This is a genomic window from Bacillus sp. DE0042, from assembly GCF_007680225.1.
GTDB classification, from domain to species: Bacteria; Bacillota; Bacilli; order Bacillales; family Bacillaceae_G; genus Bacillus_A; species Bacillus_A wiedmannii.
The window spans coordinates 121487-140265 of sequence record NZ_VEJP01000002.1; the positions used below are offsets into that span (position 1 = coordinate 121487).

The following is an 18779-nucleotide window of genomic DNA, read 5'->3' on the forward strand; positions in this document are numbered from 1 at the left end:
CTTCCTCTTCTTTCTTTACTATTCTTTCTCGTGAATTATCTTGTTTATTCAGATCTTTATACTTGTGAATTTCATCCCATAGCACCTTACCAATCCATGGCTTATTCATCACCATCCCCCCATCTAATAAAATTCAGGAAAATATGTTATTTTACACGTATTCATTTTCATCATTATATATGTTTTATAATAATAAAAAAGACATTGTCTTTTTATCAAAGACAATGCTTTTTTAGTTTTATACTTGTACTTGTAAAACTTTTAAAGTAAGATCTAGTACAATTTTTTCACGAAGAGTATCAAATGGTTCATTTAGGTCTGTTGGACAAGGCGAAAAGTCTAATTCGAAAAATTGAGCGCTAACTAACTCGCAATATGGTTGTTCGTTATAAAAAACTGTATTTTCGAAGAAGTATTTGTCTAAACGTGGTAAATCACCATTTTTAGGATTAATAAAGTGAGAAGTAGTATCTGAGGAAGCAGCTACTATAGCTAATGATAGAAAATCAGCTTCTGTTAAATCTGCAAAACCAGAAAATGGAACATTTGCAATACGGTCATATAGCACTCCATTACACTCATCATTTGCATACTCAATATTTTTTCGAATATATCCTTGTACAAATAATTTTGCTCTTGTAACTCTTCGGTAAGGTGTACCTGGTACTGGTTCGAATGCTACAGGAACTAACTTACATTGTGTTAAAAATGCATTTTTTAAGATACGTTTAATTTCAACTGCTGGAGGATCTAATGAAATATCAGATTCTACAACAATTTGAATCGTTCTTTCTGCTAATACAACTGGTATTTTTACAATTGGTGCTCCTGGAGTAGTAATTGGTGTTGCAGGTGCATCACTTAATGGTGTTTGAGTTTGTCCTGCTACCTGACATGGTACATTAATTGGGCATTGTTCACTCATATTTTATAATCTCCTTTATAAAAAAATTAGAGTTTTTTAACTCTCTTTACTGTATATGTATTTTTTCTATTAATGCGTGGGTTTGTATCATAGTCACTTTTATCATTTGCAAATAAAGATAGTATTCTATCTTTAATAGTCAAATACACACAGTTTAATATAATTAGTTTTTATGAATATTTACCTATTAAAAAAATTCTTAACTATTATCGCGGAAAAACACCATAATATGTTGATTAAGTTCAATAGTAAAAAGGATATCCATATTTTCGAAGGAACTTTCAAAAATCTATTCTTAAATTTATTAAGACAAATAAAATTAATTTTGTTAATTTCTTCATTCCATAATATCTATGCAACAGCAAATTAATATTGGATGCACCTTATTGTTAAAAAATAAAAACCGACTTTTTCAAGTCGATTTTTATACCCAATTTGTAATTTTAAAAAAGAGTAATTAACACGAATTTTATAGGATTTTCTAGACTTTTTCTGTTGTACAATTGTACAAATTCATTCATTTACCTATTATCCACAAAATAAGCATCATACGCCTTATCAAAAACATATCCTAGCTTTTCTGCTAGTTTAGCAGACGTAGTATTCGCTGCATCCCAATTTGGATATATCCCTTTTTCTAAACACGCCAAGATTAACGCCGCACTAACTATAGTTGCCAACCCTTTTCTTCTATGATTGTGATCAGTCGCCACTTCAATTTCAATGCCATTATCATAAATACTATACGATGATGCACCACATACAACTTCATCTTTATATAAAATGCTATAACCTATACCTCGGTTTATATAATCTTCCACCGTTTGAAATTGACTTGTAAAATCTTCAGAGACCTTATGTAATATGGGAATATTTACGATATGTTCATCTATTTTTCGTAACTCGTATCCTTTTGGAAGCGCTGATATAAAAGATTGTAATTTTGAATGATTAAAAACTTCCGCATTCCGTTTGAACTTATAGCGTAAAAACTTATCTATTTTTCTTTCGTAACATGTTTCTAAACGCTTTTTCCACTCTTCACTATTTACGATTACTAACATTCTATCAGGAATGTTACGTACTAATTCTTCAGTTTCTTTCGCATTCGAATCACCAGCGTAAAATGTAAAGATCCCTACCGTAACTTGCGCTACTGTTGGGTTTTCAAGATTATTTACCCAAGCAGTACCCATATGTCCTTGTAAATAAGAAAGTAAAACAACGTTATTGAAATCCTCGAACATAGTAACTAATTTTTCTCTCGTATGTATACTCGCTTCATATATCATTTACATTCCCGCTTTCTTTGGAATCAGTTTAACTCTACTTTTCATATATAAACAAAAGTTTATTAAACTATATATAATCGTAAAATATTCGTAAATATAAAATTATTATAACATCTAATGAATAGTAAGCGACTGTCCTGTATAAAGGTTAACAGTAAATATACTTAATAATAATTTGCAATCTACATGTAACCGATTATCATCTTTTATTATGTAATACCCCTCAATACTCGTTTGAGGGTTCATTTAAATACGTATGTTATAACTCATTCTTATAAATATATGATTCTGTTCCTCCATTTTTATATACTTTAGTCAATTTAACAACTGACTTGTACGTATTATTGTCATTCGTCACCATCTTTTTCATCTCTTCTATTTCAGCATTACCAGTTCCACTCCTAATTTTCAAACAATTCGAAATGTTGAGGTACCCACTCGATGCGAAAAGAATAATAAACGTAAGATCAGGGAAATTAATGAACAGTATTCCAAACTTTAAAGGATTCGTAGCCGTATCAGATAAAACTAATTGAAAGTTTAATAGTTCTGGCACTTGAACAAAATCTTTAGAAACAATCGCTTCACCTATTATAGTAATTTGCTTTACGACATTCCCCATCTCATCTATAAATTCAGTACAACTAGGTGCATCAATTGTTTTTGCTTGTAGTGATAAATTCAATTCTGGATTGTAAAAGTCAAAAAAGAGTGTACTACCCTCTGTTAAACATTGCGGACAAACATTTCCAAGTAAACTAAAATCCTCTTCAATAAATTTAACTTTCGTTTTACAACTACAAACTTTTCCTATTCGAATTGCATCAATCCTAGAGCAATCTACAAAAATAACCTCATTGTCCTCTTGTACGAAGGATACGATACCATTCCTCTTATTAAGTGAAAGAAAATAAGATACAACAATTTCGTTTCCGGCGATTACAATACTCTCAACTTTTGTAAAAGGCTCTAGACTTCGCAAAAATTCACAAATACTATTTTGGCAGCATTGATAATTTCGTTTCGGCTCACAACCCACTTACACTCCATCCCTTCCCTATATGTTTTATCTAATACATATAATATGAACGGAGCATAAAAAAGCTTGGACAATATAACTTTAACTCAGGAATATAGGTACTTACTTATCACATTAATAATGAAATTACGCCAATAATGAGTAATAGCACATAAATTTCCCTATAAATACATATAACAATTTCATCTTTCATGAAAAAAACGTTATAATAAGGTGTAGCCTCTACGATTACGTTATAAAGGAGAATAAAACAATGGCTAAAATTAAAGTATACCAAGCAAAAGAAGAAAATATGGATGCAGTAAAGAACATCATTGATGTTGAGGAACAAAACCCAACTGCTGAAAACTTACAAAATCTATATGCATGTGTATTAGAAACAGAAGATATGGCATTGCCTGAATCATACATTGAAGAAGATATCTTAATTGATTCTATGGAAGTTATGGTTAACGCTTCTCAAAACAAACTAAGAGACTTAGGTGCATACGATGTAATCGAAGTTCAAAACAAAGGTAAGAAGACACAAATTTTATTATTAGCAGACGAAGAATACGAAATTATCGAAGGCTAATCTAAATCTGTACATACGAAAAAGCTCCTTTCCAATTGGAAAGGAGCTTTTTCATTACGCTTTTGATGTTTCACTCTTTTTATTCGTTTGTTTTTTCTTAATTACCATACGCTCATTTCCCATAAAGAAAATAAATATGAATGCTAGACCTGCTGGTACCAATGCCCACATAAATGTTTGAACAATGGAGCTAGAAAGAGCATCAATAATTTTATCTAATATTTGCGGCGGGATTTGAGATCTTGCCGATTCTGATAGAATAGCTCTTGAATCTCCTAAAGCGTTTGTATTCATTCCTCCGCTCATACCTTTAAAAGCTTCTTCTAATTGATCTTGGAAACCTGTTCTTTGAATCATTCCGAAGATTGTAATACCAAGTGTCATTCCTAATGAACGAATGAAATTACTCGTTGAAGTTGCAGATCCACGCTGCTCCATACCGAAGTTGTGAATAGCTGCCATACTTAGTACAGAGAATGAGAAACCTACTCCAAATCCAATAATAATCATATAAACCGTTAATAATATACGACTTGTTTCTGGCGTTAATGTGCTTAATAAGAATAGTCCAATTAACATAATAACAGCAGAAATAATCATAATGTTTCGGTAGCTAAGCTTCGTCGTTAAAAATCCACCTAATTGAGCTGTTACGACTGATCCTAACATCATCGGTAAAAGTAATAATCCTGAGTTTGTTGCGCTACCACCGTATACACCTTGAATGAATAACGGTATGTATACAGTTGCTGACATGAACGCAGCACCGTAACATAATGCAATAATGGTACTCATTCCGAATAAACGTTGTTTAAACATTTCAAATGAAATGATCGGTTCTTCTACTTTACGTTCAATAAAAATAAATGCAATAATTAAAATAGCGAATCCGCCAAATAAACTTAAAATAAAGTTAGAATCCCAATCATACTTTTGTCCACCTAGTTCTAAAGCAAACATTAGCGAAACTACTGCACCAACTAAAGTAATTGCGCCAAACCAATCAATTTTTTGCTTTCTATGAACTCGTGATTCTTTATAAAAGAATGTAATAAAAATAAGTGCTAAAACGCCAAGCGGTAAGTTAATGTAAAATACCCAGTGCCAGCTTATGTAATCTGTAATATACGCACCAAGCAACGGACCAAAAATACTTGATAAACCAAATACTGCTCCGAATAATCCACCCATTTTCCCGCGCTTTTCAGGAGGGAAAATATCAAAAACGATTGTAAACGCGATCGGCACTAATGCCCCGCCGCCAATACCTTGAATGGCACGATAAATACCTAACTGTGTAATATTTTCAGCAGTACCACAAAGTACCGAACCAATCATAAAGACGATTAAACCGAAAATAAAGAATCTCTTTCTACCATACATATCTGATAGTTTTCCGAATATCGGCATACCTGCCATTTCTGCGACCATATAGGCAGAAACGACCCATACAAAATTTTCAAGGCCTCCTAAGTCACCAACAATCGTTCCCATCGCTGTTACGACAATGGTATTGTCCATTGATGCCATTAAAATACCTAGCAATAAGCCCGCCACAACAAAGCCGAGCTTATTATTCTTCTCAACCATAACCTTGCTCTCCCTCGTACTACTTATATTTGTTTATGTTCTTTTACGACTGCATTACCTTTTTGGTTAAAACTAGTATGATATTCTACAACACTAATTTCACATCCTGGACCAATGGTAACGTTGTTTCCTCTTACAACTTCAGCAATCGTATGCTCTAAATAAATTTCATCTCCTTCAATGATAGACGTTTGGAGGCTTCCAGCATGACTTGTAAATGGAATAAATCTCGCTTTTTTATGAACGGTAATCTTCTTACCACCAATCTCTCTCACTTTACTTCCTTCATAACGAAGTGAAATATCAATATTTTCAGCATTAAGTAATCCATCACTTTCAAGGCCACCAGTTAGTGATAGTTCTTCAACTTCAATATCTCCTTTCACATTTAAAGCGCCTTTCACATCTACGAAATCACCAGTAAACTTCCCTTTAACTTCTATCATACCTCTTACTTTCGTTTTTTCAATATGGGCATCACTATTCATTTGTGTATTTCCGTATACTTTTACATATTCAGCAGTTACATTTCCTTGTACCTCACTATCTCCATACACGACATAATTTTTCACTTTCATATTACCGCGCACTTCACTCGTTCCGTACGTTTTAAATTCATTACAGCTCATATCATTAGAAATCGTTCCTTCACCGCGGATCTTCACTTTGTTATAATCCCCGCCTGCTGAACTACCAGAACCATTGACAGTAAGACTATGTTGATGTTCCATATTATTTTCTCCCTCCCATTAAACCTGCTTCATTTCTATTACATTTGCGTTTTTATCAACAGTAAGAACACCAGTATATTCAATCAATTCAATCTCACAGTTCGCTCCTACTGTAACATTGTTTCCTCTTACCGTTTTTATGTGAGCATAATCAATATCGATATTGTCACCTTCTAATAGTTCAGCCTCTAATTGCATACCAAATACCGATTTAAACAGTCTACTAAAAGTACTTAGTCTATGTTTTACTTTAATCGTTTGACCACCAATTTCTTTCGCTCGACATGTACCGTGAATATTAATATTTATTTCATCGGCGCTTAATAATCCACCAATTGTAAATTGTCCTTCTGAAGAAAAAGTATCCACTTCACAATTACCATCAATCGTTGCTTGACCGTTGATTTTAAATTCTTCACCAGTTACATTTCCACCTATCGTACCTTTTCCTGCAATTTTTAAACTGTTCGCCTTCACATCTTGCGTAATTGTTGCTTTTCCATCAATTCGCATCGTTTCCGCAATAACTGTACCATCGACTTTACCCGATCCACTAATTCTTGCATTGCTACTTTTCAAATTTCCAGTAACAGCACCGTAACCGTTACATTCAAATTGATCACATTCAACATTTCCATTAACAGTCCCTTTTCCATTTAATTGCACTTTAAGAAACTCGCCGCCATTCGATGAACCGTAACCATTTATAATCAAATTATCTGTACGCATACTTTCTCCTCCACTACAACAGTTTCGTTTTTAATGCTTCGGTATATTTCATAATCGCTTCGCGTAAAACTATTTTGGTACCTTTTTCAAAAATTAAATCGTCCACGTTTGAAACTAAGAAACATGTAGAAATCCCTAACTTTCGGACGATGATTAAGTCACAAGTTTTATGCTTAATCGCCTCATAATTTTCACGTAAAACTTGCAAGACCATTTTTCCTTCTTCTAAACTAATCTCTCCCGATTGTAGTAATTCTTCTAACATATACACATAAAGAATATCTACAAATTGAAACTCTGTTGTTTTATTCGTTTGTTCTATGAAGAATTGTAAAACTGGCTCTGATGCAATTCCTTTACGTAAGACGTCTTCCTTTGTTAAAAGGATTTCTCTTACACTCGGTGAAAACATATTTGCTAGTTCATCAAGTGATAAATCTTCTTTCATCGTTTGGATTTTATCAATACGCTCTAATATCTTTTCTTTCGGAAAAAATGTCTCTTGACCCGTGAATGTTGACTTTCGTACAAACCAATCTTCCGGTATTAAATTTTTTCTTTTCCACCTATATAACTGTCCGTATGAAATACCAGTTAGTTCTAATAAATCTTTTTTTGAAATTAAATCTGTACTCAACTGTATAACACTCCTTCCTGATAACAATGTAACATAACACTGTTACGCTGTAAATAGACTTTTATCGTAAGTAGCGTAACAATGTGTAAAACAAACCTGTTTCACACACGAAAAAAAGGCTCTTACACATCATTTAAAACGTGTAAAAACCCTTATATATCAAAATGTAAACCATATTTCATAAAAATCAATCCACCCTTGTGAATTAATCATTATATTTTGTACTTTTTCGTGAGAAGTTACTTGTTGTTTGTTGCGGTATAAAGGAATAATATGAATGTGCCGCAACAAAGTGTCCTCAATATCGCGTAACAATGTAACTCTATTCTCTAAATGTTCTTCTTTAAAATAAGGGGAAAACTTTTTATGAAAGTCCATGCTGCTTTGCCCATGAATAAAACTATTTTTTGTAAGAAACATATATAGCAGACTATCTTCTATTCGTTCGCTAATTGTTGCACTATCATGCATCATATCAGCCTTTTGTATCGTACTGATTTCCAATAACTCTTCAACTTCAAGAAAATTATTTTCTACACGAATCCCATACTTCGCACACTCTTTCTGAATCCATTGTGCATCTTCTACGTGATCTTGTCCTGTAAATGTGTAGAGTTGTAGCACTTCATAATGATACGTACTCCTTTTAATTAAACTAGCTATATCTTCCTCAATCTCTACTATGCTTTCATTTGCTAATATTAGTTTCTTTGCCACTTCTCCACGTTCGCCGCAGAGCTCTTGAACAATTTTATCGCCATGAATAATTTTATAAAGCGCCTTTCGAAACAACTCATCTTGCATTGGCCCTTCTTTTACAAGATTGCACGTTACATATGTCACGTTCAATTCAAGCCGAGACAACTCTTTATTGGGCTTTTCTTTATCTTTATACTGCGCCTTTACTAATACATCATACGTATTTACATTTTGCTCTACATTCATTAGTTCAATTCGGTCAAGAAAAGGTCTTTCACGATAATATAAATCATGCACTTCTAATACAAATAACTGTGCATTTTTCTCACGTAATATAAAAGGACCTGTACCAATAAAGCTTCCTTTTTCATCTTCATGTACGATAGAACACTGTTCTGCACTTAGCATATGTAAAAACATCCTATTTTCCGTATGTAATTGAATTTCAACAACAAATTCATCCACTGCACGGACATTTTTAACATGTTGCAACATCCATGCGTGTGGGTTGTTTTCCGCTTTCATAAATCGATTCAATGAATGTATAACATCATGTGCGGTAAGTCGTTTTCTATTATGAAGATGAACGCCTTTTCTTAAATAAAATGTCCAAACCTTTTCAGCGTCATTATATTGCCAGTGAAAAGCAAGTCTTGGCTCTATACAATTTGTTTCCTCATTCACATATACGAGTGTATCAAAAATATGTTTAACCATATGACATTCTGAGCGCATCGTAGCGTAAACCGGATCCAAAGCGATGTCTAAATTCATTTGTACTTGCAACCGAAGTACATCTTTTCTTCCTTCAGGTGTCCTTTCTATTTTATGACCAAATATGGAATCTATCCAAGCTTCATACTCTTTCTTTACTAATGGAAATTGTGAGCTGTAGCGTTCCACAAATGAGATTCCACTTTTCACATCCCCTTTTTTCGTTAGTTCTTTTCCTCTGTCTAAAATTAATATCCTCGGTTGCTTTTGAAATATTAATTTAGAGCGATTCCCTCTCCCCCGTCCTGGAAACCAAGCGATCCAATTTAACTCTTCTAATTTTTTTATTATTAATTTACTATTACGCTCCGTACAAAATAATGTTTCTGCTATCATTTGTACGGTAACTTCTAATTGTTCTCCTTCTTGTCTCCCTTTACCATAGGCACACCATAGTGCGATATATTGATCTAAAATAAACATCATAATCCCCCTAAAAGGTGAAAAATAACCCCTTTTGTTTCTACCCTTTTTCCACCTCTCCTTTCATCTTATCATTTCAATATAGAAAGGAGGAATTAATATTGAACAATCTCATACTACGTTATAATAAACCCATTATTATTAGACTGTGCGGCGAATTATTAACTCGAACGACTGAATCTATGTTAGCTCTCATTATGATTATTTACGTTAATAAAATGTTAAACGGTAATATAATAATAACTATGCTCATTTTCGGACTACAACCTCTCTCAGACATTGTATTTACACTTATTGCTGGAGGAGTGACGGATAAATATGGGCGAAAGAAAATTATGTTACTCGGCTTATTGCTACAAGGCGTTGCAATCGGCGGCTTCGTCTTTGCTCAATCTGTTTTTATATTTGCTTTGCTTTACGTCATAAATGGGGTTGGCCGTTCCTTATATATTCCCGCTCAACGTGCACAAATTGCTGATTTAACAAAACAAAAACAACAAGCAGAAATTTTTGCTCTTTTGCATACGATGGCTGCAATTAGTTCCGTAATCGGTCCAATAATTGGTGCTATCTTTTATCATACTCACCCTGAATATTTATTTATAATGCAAAGCATTACACTTATGGTATATGCAGTAGTTGTATGGACGCAGCTTCCAGAAACCGCTCCAGTATTTACAAAGCCAAAGCAAAAAGTTGAAGTATCATCTTCAAAACAATTTGTAAGCAAGCATTACGCCGTTTTAGGACTTATGATTACTACACTCCCTATTAGCTTTTTTTATGCTCAAACTGAGACAAATTATCGCATTTTCGCTAAAGATATATTTCCAGATTTCGTATTCATGCTCGCTTTTATTTCAACATGCAAGGCTATAATGGAAATCTTCCTGCAAGTTTTCCTTGTGAAATGGTCTGAACGATTTTCTATGGCGAAAATTATTCTTATTTCTTACACTTGCTATACAATAGCTGCAATTGGCTACGGGATTTCAGCAACAATCACATCACTATTCTTCACATTACTCTTTTTAGTCATTGGGGAAAGTATCGCCTTAAACCATTTACTTCGATTCGTTTCAGAAATCGCTCCTACAGATAAGCGTGGATTGTATTTTTCAATTTACGGGTTACATTGGGATATATCTCGTACGTGCGGTCCTGTACTTGGTGCGGTTTTATTAAGTAAACTAAACGGTAGCATGCTATTTTATATTTGCGCTTGTTTCTTAATAATGGGAGGGATTATTCAAGCACTGTTTATTCATAATGTAGAACGTAATAAAATAAATAAAGACGTTTCGGAGCATACCCCTCATATTTTATAGGATGCTTTCTTTATAAAAAGAAGGATGTCACAAAAGTCTCCAGACTTTTGTGACACCCTTTTTTATTACCCTGCCATTTTATTAATACTATCTTCTGGTGAAAATACTGAAATATGATTTACCTTACCAGTCGATTTTGGAATAATGAATTTTAACTCAAACTGATTGTTTACTTTATATACGTATATTTTATCTTCCCCATTTACTTTAACTGAAGCTGGTTTTCCTAATGCTTTCTCTATTTCTTGTAATGTAATTGATTTTAGCTCTGCATGATAGGAGCGTACATCAAAAACTTGTGACCCTTTATTAAAACCGAAGGAAACATTTTTATTTGTAAAGGTAGCGTACATTCCGTTGCCTGCTTGTTCCGTTTTATCTGCTTTACCCCAATCTTTTTCTATTTCTTCAATATCACCTGTATGTGCTGCGAACGGGACATTAGGTACTTTTCCTTCCTTCGCTAGTTCAAACAAATCTTTAATGTGGTTAATTGATTTTTGATTTATAACTGTATCTTGCGTGCTTGAATCTGTCTTTGGTTTTGCTGATCCTTCATTATTTGATTTTGCTTCAGGCTCTTTCTTTTCTTCAGAAGAATTATTTTGTTCGTTTTTACTATTTTCCGAGGTTTGGTTTGTTTCCTTTTTTTCATCTGTCCCTTTACATGCTACTAATGCAAATATGCATGTAAAAGCGAGAAATAACATAGCTATCTTTACATACACTTTCATACATTTCAGCCCCCTATTATAATCTTATTCCTTTCGATAACCAATCCATGACACCGCTTTTCAAATTGTGTTTGTTCCAAAAAATAAATACTTCACTCTCTCCCAATGCTTGTACAACATATTCTACAAAAGCTGTTCCTAAAAAATAACCGAGTCGGTTGTATCCAAAATACTGTCCTCCAGATAACCGAAACCACTCTTTCTCTTTTTCAAACGTCCATCCTTCTATATAATCTTCCAAAAAACGATTCTTTATTTGTTCTTCATTTTCTATATAGCATTGTAACCAACGTTCGCCATCATTGTTATATGAGTAGTACACTGATTCATTTAAACCTCTCATAATTTGCTTTGATAAATATGTTGCAACGCCTTCACGATACAAATTAACTGACCCGTCAGTCCAATCGGCTTTACCCCAATCCATTCCATCATTGTGTAACATAACATTATGATATATATGTCCTATTTCGTGAGCGACAATAACACGAAGATGATTTACATCTGGAGATAATTTTTCTGCCGCAAAAAATATGTCTCCAATAATTTCCCTTTCTACAAATGCATTAGAGCCAAACCCTCCAACAAATAGATGAAAATTCATATTTACATCAAAGTTATATTTATAATGATATTCATTCGTTATCTCTTGAATAATAGTTGGTAATGTTTCTGCAATGATACGAATTTCTTCTATTTTTGCGGGATATTGTTTAATGGCATTAGAAACACGCTCTCTCGTATGTGGACAATGATACTTAAAGTATTCTTCAAATATCTCTGGATGCGAAGTAAAGTATTGGTTGAGGACTGCTACTTCTACATCGTTACTTTCCCATAATTTTAAAAAACTTGGAATTGTATTATTTATCATTTTTTCCATCTCCTTATATATCCCTTCTCGCCATTTACACTGCAATCCTTCCTGAAACGTAGAAAAAGCAACAAAGATAGATGAGTCTTCTTTGTTGCTTTTTCTGTTTAATCAAACCATTTATCACCATCAGAAATCCATTTACCATTATGCAAATCATAACATTCATCATAATAATAAAAAAAGCTGTCCAAAAAGGACAGCTTTACATATGTATTTTTACACTTCGATTGACTTACCATCTTCAACAATATGATAAAGTAAGTGAGCTAAATGATGAATTGGGCCATACTCTTCCTCTTCCTCATCTGTTTCACCGTGGAATTCAAGATCATTTAAGTATAGTGCTAAAAATTGATAGTATAGTTTTAAATCAAATCCGTAGCACGCAGTTGGCTCTTCATGATCCCCTTCGTATTGTAACATTAAGTATTGATCATTACCTTCTGCATCTTCTGCGTCAAAGAATACGAAGAATCCAACGTTTGTATCTAAATCAAATAGATGACGAGTACCTTTTTCTGTTGCTTTATTGAAGTCCTCTTCACTTAATTTATGTACTGTTGTCGCTTTAGCATTATCTTCTTGATGGAAATTTACTGTAAATGTTTTCAATGCTGACACCTCCTGATTGTATAATACTAGCATAACATATAAAAAGGACTGCTTACAAATGTAAACAGTCCGTACATTCATTTCCGCATTGCTCGTAATAAAAAGCTTACGATGAAAATTAAAATAATCGCACCGATTAAAGCTGGAATAATTGCAAACCCGCCTATTACAGGGCCAAAACTACCAAGTAATTTCGTACCAATCCAAGAACCGATAATACCAGCAATAATATTGCCTATTACGCCACCTGGTACGTCTCTTCCAGTAATTAAGCTTGCAAACCATCCTAATAAACCACCAACGATTAAAGACCAAATCATATGATAACCTCCTTTATATTTCACAGATCAAAATATAATTAGAAACAATTGCTTACCATTAGTTATGTTACATTTCCCATAAGTTATTCATACAGCTTAACTATTTGATTATTTCAAAATAATGAACGACCTGTTATTTCGACGTATGGTTGATACCCTTCGTATTTCACATATTAGGGACAGTCAGGCTTTAATATTGTCCGCATAAACTCTTCTTTAAAAGCTGGATAGTTAAAACCAACTGCAATTTTTTGAATAGGCCTATTATCAAACGTTGTCGGCTCAGCTATTTTTCTAAAGTCTGCCACACTTTGTCCTCTTGTTACGTCATTTGTCGTACTAATCCAAACTGCAGATTTTTTGTATTCAAAAATATCATCATTTATAAATGAAATGAACGGAAGTAAATCGTGAATCGGACTTCCAGCAATACCCGGGTATTCTTTTTTATAAAAGTTCTCATAATAAAAATCGATCATTGGTTTAATGAGTTTTGCCTGCCCTGTTCCTTCTTTATTAATCATATCCAACATTTCAGGAGTAATTAGAGCGTCTTGTGTTACATTTAACGGATAAATAGTCGCATTCTTTGCGTACTTCATAACAATATTTGCGGCGATTGGATCTCCATAAAAATTCGCTTCTGATACAGGAGTAACGTTACCAGGAAATAAAAAAGCACCACCCATAATATAATACGAACATACCTTATCCATGACATTTGGATATAATAAAAATAACGTTGCCAATGTTGTTAATCGTCCTGTCGCTACAATAATGATATCTTCTGGACAAGGCTCAATTAATTTAATTAATTCACAAAAATTTTCCCGTTTACAAATCCTCATATCAGGTGGAATAATTGGACCTAAACCGTGATTTCCATGAATTTCAGGAAAGAATAAAGGTTCTTCTGCTGTCATCGGTCTTGCTGCACCCTCAATGATTTTTACTTCTGTAGCATAGTATCTTTCTAAAAAATACACATTTTCCGTTACAATCTCTCGCGATACATTCCCATATTCAGCAACAATACCTATAATATCTAATTTACATGTTTTATTTGCATAAATTAACGCCACAGCATCGTCAATACCAAAGTCTCCAAAAAAGATGATTTTCTTATTAACTATCCTCACCCCTCTTCAGCATAGTCTACTACTATTATTATGTGAAAAAGACAAGGCTGTGAAACGGTACAAACTAAAAAAGCCACCTATTTATTGGCGACTTCAATCTTTTTATAAGATAAATATGCTAGTACATTTTTACTTGAATCGTATTTTGGATTATTTCCTTTTCTCGGTTCTCTCATATGTGTTTTTTCAAATCCAGGAATATCTGGAATTTTCTCCATAAATTCAAGCATTTCTTCTTCAGTTCCTTCAATACGTACGCGAATCATTATTATATTTCCTCAATTCTCATTTTCTCTGTACTAAGTATAACGTACTTTGAAAAGACTGCAAGAAATTTATCTTTTTAATGTCGCGCTTTTTTTGCATACAAACAATGCCATTTCAGTATAAAACGAATTTATTTTATTATTTTCAATTTGAATATTAAAGAATTCTTGCATTTCAACTGGTGTTTTCATCATACATTCTGTTAATTTCATACGTTTCTGCAAAGGTACATTCATCATATCGCACCACCAGTCAAATTCAAATTTCTTGTCAAAAGTAAGGCATGATTGCATTTGCAAACCGTTTTTTTCTAACATGGTAATCCATTCTGTTTTTTTCAGCGCTCGTTCATGACTCGGATCTCGCTTTTTTTCTATAAAATTATAAAATGTATCAAATTCATTATTTTCCGGTGAAACATTATCTATCAAAATAAACAATCCATTATGTTCTAACGTACGATTTACTTCATAAATAAACTGAGCTGGATTCGTAAAATGATGTGCTGCAATTCGGCATGTAATCGTATCAAAAGAACTATCGGCAAACGGTAAACTTTCAGCGTTTCCAGCGACAAAAGATACATTTTCATATCCATTACTTATAATAAAGTTTTTTGCATTCTCTAACATTTTTTCTGTTAAGTCTAAGGCAACTACTTCTTTAAACAATGGAGCTAATACATTCGCAACATGTCCACCGCCAGTAGCAATATCAAGAAGACGATTATTATGACGAGACTCTACTTGTTGAACTACATATTGTAAATCCGGTCCTTTTGCATGAATTTTACTTTTTACATACTTTTCCGCATTATTACCAAACTGTTGTTTTACAAGCTCTTCTTTACTCATTTTATCATCTTCTTTCTATTGTTACTTACATATAAGATTCATGTAATAATTAAAGTTCTCTTTATGTATTTTCAAATCCTCTTTTCAGCTTACTTCTTATCATGCTGTCCTATCATCGATATAATATTAATGTTACGTTTTATTACTAAACAAAAAAGGCTACGGGAACTTGTCCCCTAACCTGACTAAATATTTATTACATTTTTACTTTTTCATATACATCTATATAATATAAATCCTCTTTCAACTTCATAATAACGTCTACTTCGTTATAAGTAGCCTCACGAGCATGTAAACCAAATTGATCCATACCAATCCATATCCATCCAGGTGTATGCTGTAGAACATCTATGTTAAAATAATCTAATTTAATAAGCTCCGATTTAATAAAATTATCTTTATTAGCGATTTGTTTATCTATTAAACCATATTCTTTTCCATTTTCAAGTAGCGATATAATTTTCCCTAAAATCGGATGTTCACGTATAATAAAATGATATTCCCTTTCGTCTACATTCGCCATAATTAAACAAGAATTAGATAAATCAGATCCTAAATTCGACATCTTTATTTATTCACCTCCTTTATGAGTTTCACAAACATAATAACAAATGAATATTCAAATAAAATTAATATAATGTAAAAAATAAAAAAGCTGACTCCCTTTTAGAAATCAACCTTTATATTTGGATCATCTGTATACTTTTACAAACTATTATAATGTTTCTTTTTCCTCATCATTCCCGGAAACTAAATTCCCAATAGCATCTGCCGTTACTTCAACTACAAATTCACAAATACCTGCTACAACTTCTCCAATTACTTCATCCATCTTTTTACCCCCTTATTTTATGTAACTTATTTGTAGTATAGAAGAGATTGGTTATTTTTAACTATCGGAAAACGTGACAAAAACATTACAATTTTGTAATCTTTTGTAATTTGTTTAGTTCCTATCCTTTGAAACTCCAAGTATGATTAACAAGCATATAGGCCATCATAATATCAATTAAGTTCCAATTATGCTAGAGGAGGCGTGTAAAATATACTACGTAAAATTAATTAAAGGTCAATCATTCTATGCTTTTGATCATCGTTTCTTAATGTCTGAAGAAGAAAAGGTTTCCGAGAAAGTTTATAATTACTTACGTCGTAATGAATTTTTCGAAGTACGTAAAGAAGAATATTCAGCCTGATGTATTAAAAGCATCAAGAAAAATATCATTTAATTGTGATATTTTCTTGATGCTTTTATTTTATTTATCCTTAATTTCAATGAATATGTAATCATTGGTTGTATGCATTTTGACTTACTTGTTTCATCTATTAACACATCAAATTTTTGACAAATCAAAAAGATTGAAATCCACTCATGAAACACGTAATATAGACTCTGACTCTAAAAAAGTTCGTTATAAATTATACATAAAATAAGGAGGTTTTATATACGAGTTTTTCATTTTAAAAGACGGAGAGGTTTTACATTATGTGGCGTAATAAAAATGTTTGGATTGTGTTAATTGGGGAGTTTATTGCTGGTCTAGGGCTATGGCTTGGTATTCTTGGCAACCTTGAATTTATGCAAAAATATGTCCCTTCTGATTTCATGAAATCAGTTATATTATTCATCGGACTATTAGCTGGTGTACTAGTTGGTCCTATGGCCGGTCGTATTATCGATCAGTATGAAAAGAAAAAAGTTCTTCTTTATGCTGGGTTCGGTCGCGTTATTAGTGTTATTTTTATGTTTTTCGCTATCCAATTTGAAAGTATTGCCTTTATGATTGCATTTATGGTTGCTCTTCAAATTTCTGCAGCATTTTACTTCCCTGCATTACAATCTGTAATTCCACTCATCGTACGTGAGCATGAGTTATTACAGATGAACGGTGTACATATGAATGTAGGTACAATCGCTCGTATTGCAGGTACTTCACTAGGTGGAATTCTTTTAGTTGTAATGAGTTTACAGTATATGTATGCCTTCTCAATGGCAGCATACGCTTTATTATTCCTCTCAACTTTCTTCCTACAATTCGAAGATAAGAAATCAACAACACCAAGTAAACAAGCTGCGAAAGATAATAGCTTTATGGAAGTCTTTCGTATTTTAAAAGGAATTCCTATTGCTTTTACAGCACTTATATTAAGTATTATCCCTCTATTATTTATAGCCGGATTTAATTTAATGGTAATCAACATTAGTGAAATGCAACATGATCCAACGATTAAAGGCTTTATATATACCATTGAAGGTGTAGCATTTATGTTAGGGGCCTTCGTTATTAAACGTTTATCTGACCATTTCAAACCTGAAAAATTATTATATTTCTTCGCTGTTTGTACCGCTTTTGCACATCTTTCCTTGTTCTTTAGCGATATAAAATGGATGTCTCTTACATCATTTGGTTTATTTGGTTTTAGTGTTGGTTGCTTCTTCCCTATTATGTCGACAATTTTCCAAACGAAAGTGGAAAAAAGCTATCATGGTCGTCTCTTCTCATTCCGTAATATGTTTGAGAGAGTTATGTTCCAAATTGTCTTACTCGGCACAGGCTTCTTCTTAGATACGATTGGATTGCAATATATGGTTCTCATTTTCGGCGTGATTTCATTATTAATTATTTTCATTTCATTATCTAAACAGAAACAATATGAAAAACAACCTTCGCAATCTGCGAATTTATAACATAAACAAAGACGCATGGATCATATTTGATTAATCCATGCGTCTTTGTTATATAAAGCCTTATTTATTACGTTTATTGTAATTATTTAAAGGAGTACCCTCTTTCGCTTTCGAATACAGTATACTAACATGATATATACAGGAGGTGCGAAATTGTCTGATGGTATGCAGTTATTTAGTATCTTTATTTTTGTATTAGCTCTGTTTAGCATCATAAACTTTTTAGCTATTTCCTTATCTGGACATAACTTTAAAAGAAGAATTATCGCAGGTTTCATATTTTTACTGATAACTCCTATTGTTTTTTTTGCTACCGTAGCATTCGCTTCTATATTTGATAAAGCTGGATTTGGCGCAGGTGGGCTAGCCTTCATTGTTGCAATTATATATATTTTAAATGGAATAATGATCCTACTTTCCTCATTATTTTTCCTCAAAAGAGACATAACATAGGCTACAGTACTCGGCATGAATCTGGCTTTACACTAGATTCATGCTTTTTCAATTCTCCTTAAATTTTTATATGAAATTAAATAATTCTTTATA

The 18779-nt window shown here is 32.8% G+C and carries 21 protein-coding genes; 5 read left to right on the forward strand and 16 right to left on the reverse strand.

Translation table 11 applies throughout. The features are described from left to right. Positions 1-238 precede the first annotated feature (238 nt). The 3 genes from FS802_RS10945 to FS802_RS10955 form a co-directional block, all read right to left on the reverse strand. The gene (locus FS802_RS10945; protein WP_098720327.1) at positions 239-925 is read right to left on the reverse strand and encodes a CsxC family protein; all 687 of its coding nucleotides are present in this window, start codon (positions 923-925) and stop codon (positions 239-241) included. A 521-nt stretch (positions 926-1446) separates the two neighbouring features. Further along, a complete protein-coding gene (locus FS802_RS10950) occupies positions 1447-2217 on the reverse strand; it encodes a GNAT family N-acetyltransferase (RefSeq protein ID WP_098655208.1) in 771 nt (256 codons plus the stop codon). 259 nt (positions 2218-2476) lie between these two features. Next, positions 2477-3256, reverse strand: a complete 780-nt coding sequence (locus FS802_RS10955) for a BC_2878 family exosporium-associated protein (RefSeq protein WP_098655209.1) — start codon at positions 3254-3256, stop codon at positions 2477-2479. Between the two features lie 253 nt (positions 3257-3509). Here FS802_RS10955 and FS802_RS10960 point away from each other — a divergent pair, with 253 nt between their 5' ends. Then, the gene (locus FS802_RS10960) at positions 3510-3830 is read left to right on the forward strand and encodes a hypothetical protein (RefSeq protein WP_001062728.1); all 321 of its coding nucleotides are present in this window, start codon (positions 3510-3512) and stop codon (positions 3828-3830) included. A 54-nt stretch (positions 3831-3884) separates the two neighbouring features. On the opposite strand, the gene FS802_RS10965 is transcribed toward FS802_RS10960, so the two are convergent. The 5 genes from FS802_RS10965 to FS802_RS10985 form a co-directional block, all read right to left on the reverse strand. Next, positions 3885-5420: an MDR family MFS transporter gene (locus FS802_RS10965; protein ID WP_098655210.1), complete on the reverse strand. Its 1536-nt coding sequence runs from the start codon at positions 5418-5420 to the stop codon at positions 3885-3887. A 23-nt stretch (positions 5421-5443) separates the two neighbouring features. After that, the gene (locus FS802_RS10970) at positions 5444-6151 is read right to left on the reverse strand and encodes a hypothetical protein (protein WP_000401032.1); all 708 of its coding nucleotides are present in this window, start codon (positions 6149-6151) and stop codon (positions 5444-5446) included. 18 nt (positions 6152-6169) lie between these two features. Further along, positions 6170-6880 (reverse strand): bactofilin family protein, encoded by a 711-nt coding sequence (locus FS802_RS10975; RefSeq protein ID WP_098655211.1) that lies wholly within the window; start codon positions 6878-6880, stop codon positions 6170-6172. Between the two features lie 13 nt (positions 6881-6893). Beyond that, positions 6894-7517 (reverse strand): YhbD family protein, encoded by a 624-nt coding sequence (locus FS802_RS10980; protein ID WP_087980731.1) that lies wholly within the window; start codon positions 7515-7517, stop codon positions 6894-6896. A gap of 159 nt (positions 7518-7676) precedes the next feature. Continuing rightward, positions 7677-9413, reverse strand: coding sequence for an ABC transporter substrate-binding protein (locus FS802_RS10985; RefSeq protein ID WP_098655212.1), 1737 nt, complete (start codon positions 9411-9413; stop codon positions 7677-7679). Between the two features lie 101 nt (positions 9414-9514). Between FS802_RS10985 and FS802_RS10990 the strand changes: the two genes are divergently transcribed. Then, complete coding sequence (locus FS802_RS10990; protein ID WP_098655213.1) at positions 9515-10741, forward strand: MDR family MFS transporter; 1227 nt, start codon at positions 9515-9517, stop codon at positions 10739-10741. 65 nt (positions 10742-10806) lie between these two features. Here the strand turns inward: FS802_RS10990 and FS802_RS10995 are convergent, their stop codons facing one another. The 8 genes from FS802_RS10995 to FS802_RS11030 form a co-directional block, all read right to left on the reverse strand. Then, positions 10807-11475, reverse strand: coding sequence for a YjgB family protein (locus tag FS802_RS10995; protein ID WP_098655214.1), 669 nt, complete (start codon positions 11473-11475; stop codon positions 10807-10809). 16 nt (positions 11476-11491) lie between these two features. After that, entirely contained in the window at positions 11492-12349 is an 858-nt protein-coding gene (locus tag FS802_RS11000; RefSeq protein WP_098655215.1) for a gluzincin family metallopeptidase, read from the reverse strand. 219 nt (positions 12350-12568) lie between these two features. Then, a complete protein-coding gene (locus FS802_RS11005) occupies positions 12569-12964 on the reverse strand; it encodes a hypothetical protein (protein WP_000847586.1) in 396 nt (131 codons plus the stop codon). Between the two features lie 77 nt (positions 12965-13041). Further along, positions 13042-13284 (reverse strand): GlsB/YeaQ/YmgE family stress response membrane protein, encoded by a 243-nt coding sequence (locus tag FS802_RS11010; protein ID WP_000638309.1) that lies wholly within the window; start codon positions 13282-13284, stop codon positions 13042-13044. A gap of 173 nt (positions 13285-13457) precedes the next feature. Then, entirely contained in the window at positions 13458-14423 is a 966-nt protein-coding gene (locus FS802_RS11015; RefSeq protein WP_098655216.1) for a nucleoside hydrolase, read from the reverse strand. Positions 14424-14500: 77 nt separating this feature from the next. Continuing rightward, positions 14501-14689 (reverse strand): DUF3970 family protein, encoded by a 189-nt coding sequence (locus FS802_RS11020; RefSeq protein ID WP_064475559.1) that lies wholly within the window; start codon positions 14687-14689, stop codon positions 14501-14503. A 69-nt stretch (positions 14690-14758) separates the two neighbouring features. Next, complete coding sequence (locus tag FS802_RS11025; RefSeq protein ID WP_064475560.1) at positions 14759-15544, reverse strand: class I SAM-dependent methyltransferase; 786 nt, start codon at positions 15542-15544, stop codon at positions 14759-14761. A gap of 196 nt (positions 15545-15740) precedes the next feature. Beyond that, complete coding sequence (locus FS802_RS11030) at positions 15741-16109, reverse strand: hypothetical protein (RefSeq protein ID WP_098103617.1); 369 nt, start codon at positions 16107-16109, stop codon at positions 15741-15743. Positions 16110-16587: 478 nt separating this feature from the next. On the opposite strand from FS802_RS11030, the gene FS802_RS11035 reads away from it, so the two are divergent. The 3 genes from FS802_RS11035 to FS802_RS11045 all read left to right on the forward strand — a co-directional run bounded on the left by FS802_RS11035 (position 16588) and on the right by FS802_RS11045 (position 18686). Beyond that, positions 16588-16740, forward strand: a complete 153-nt coding sequence (locus tag FS802_RS11035; RefSeq protein WP_071723536.1) for a YqbF domain-containing protein — start codon at positions 16588-16590, stop codon at positions 16738-16740. A gap of 290 nt (positions 16741-17030) precedes the next feature. Continuing rightward, positions 17031-18233, forward strand: a complete 1203-nt coding sequence (locus FS802_RS11040; RefSeq protein ID WP_000269247.1) for an MFS transporter — start codon at positions 17031-17033, stop codon at positions 18231-18233. A 153-nt stretch (positions 18234-18386) separates the two neighbouring features. Next, positions 18387-18686, forward strand: coding sequence for a hypothetical protein (locus FS802_RS11045; protein ID WP_098654967.1), 300 nt, complete (start codon positions 18387-18389; stop codon positions 18684-18686). Positions 18687-18779 lie beyond the last annotated feature (93 nt).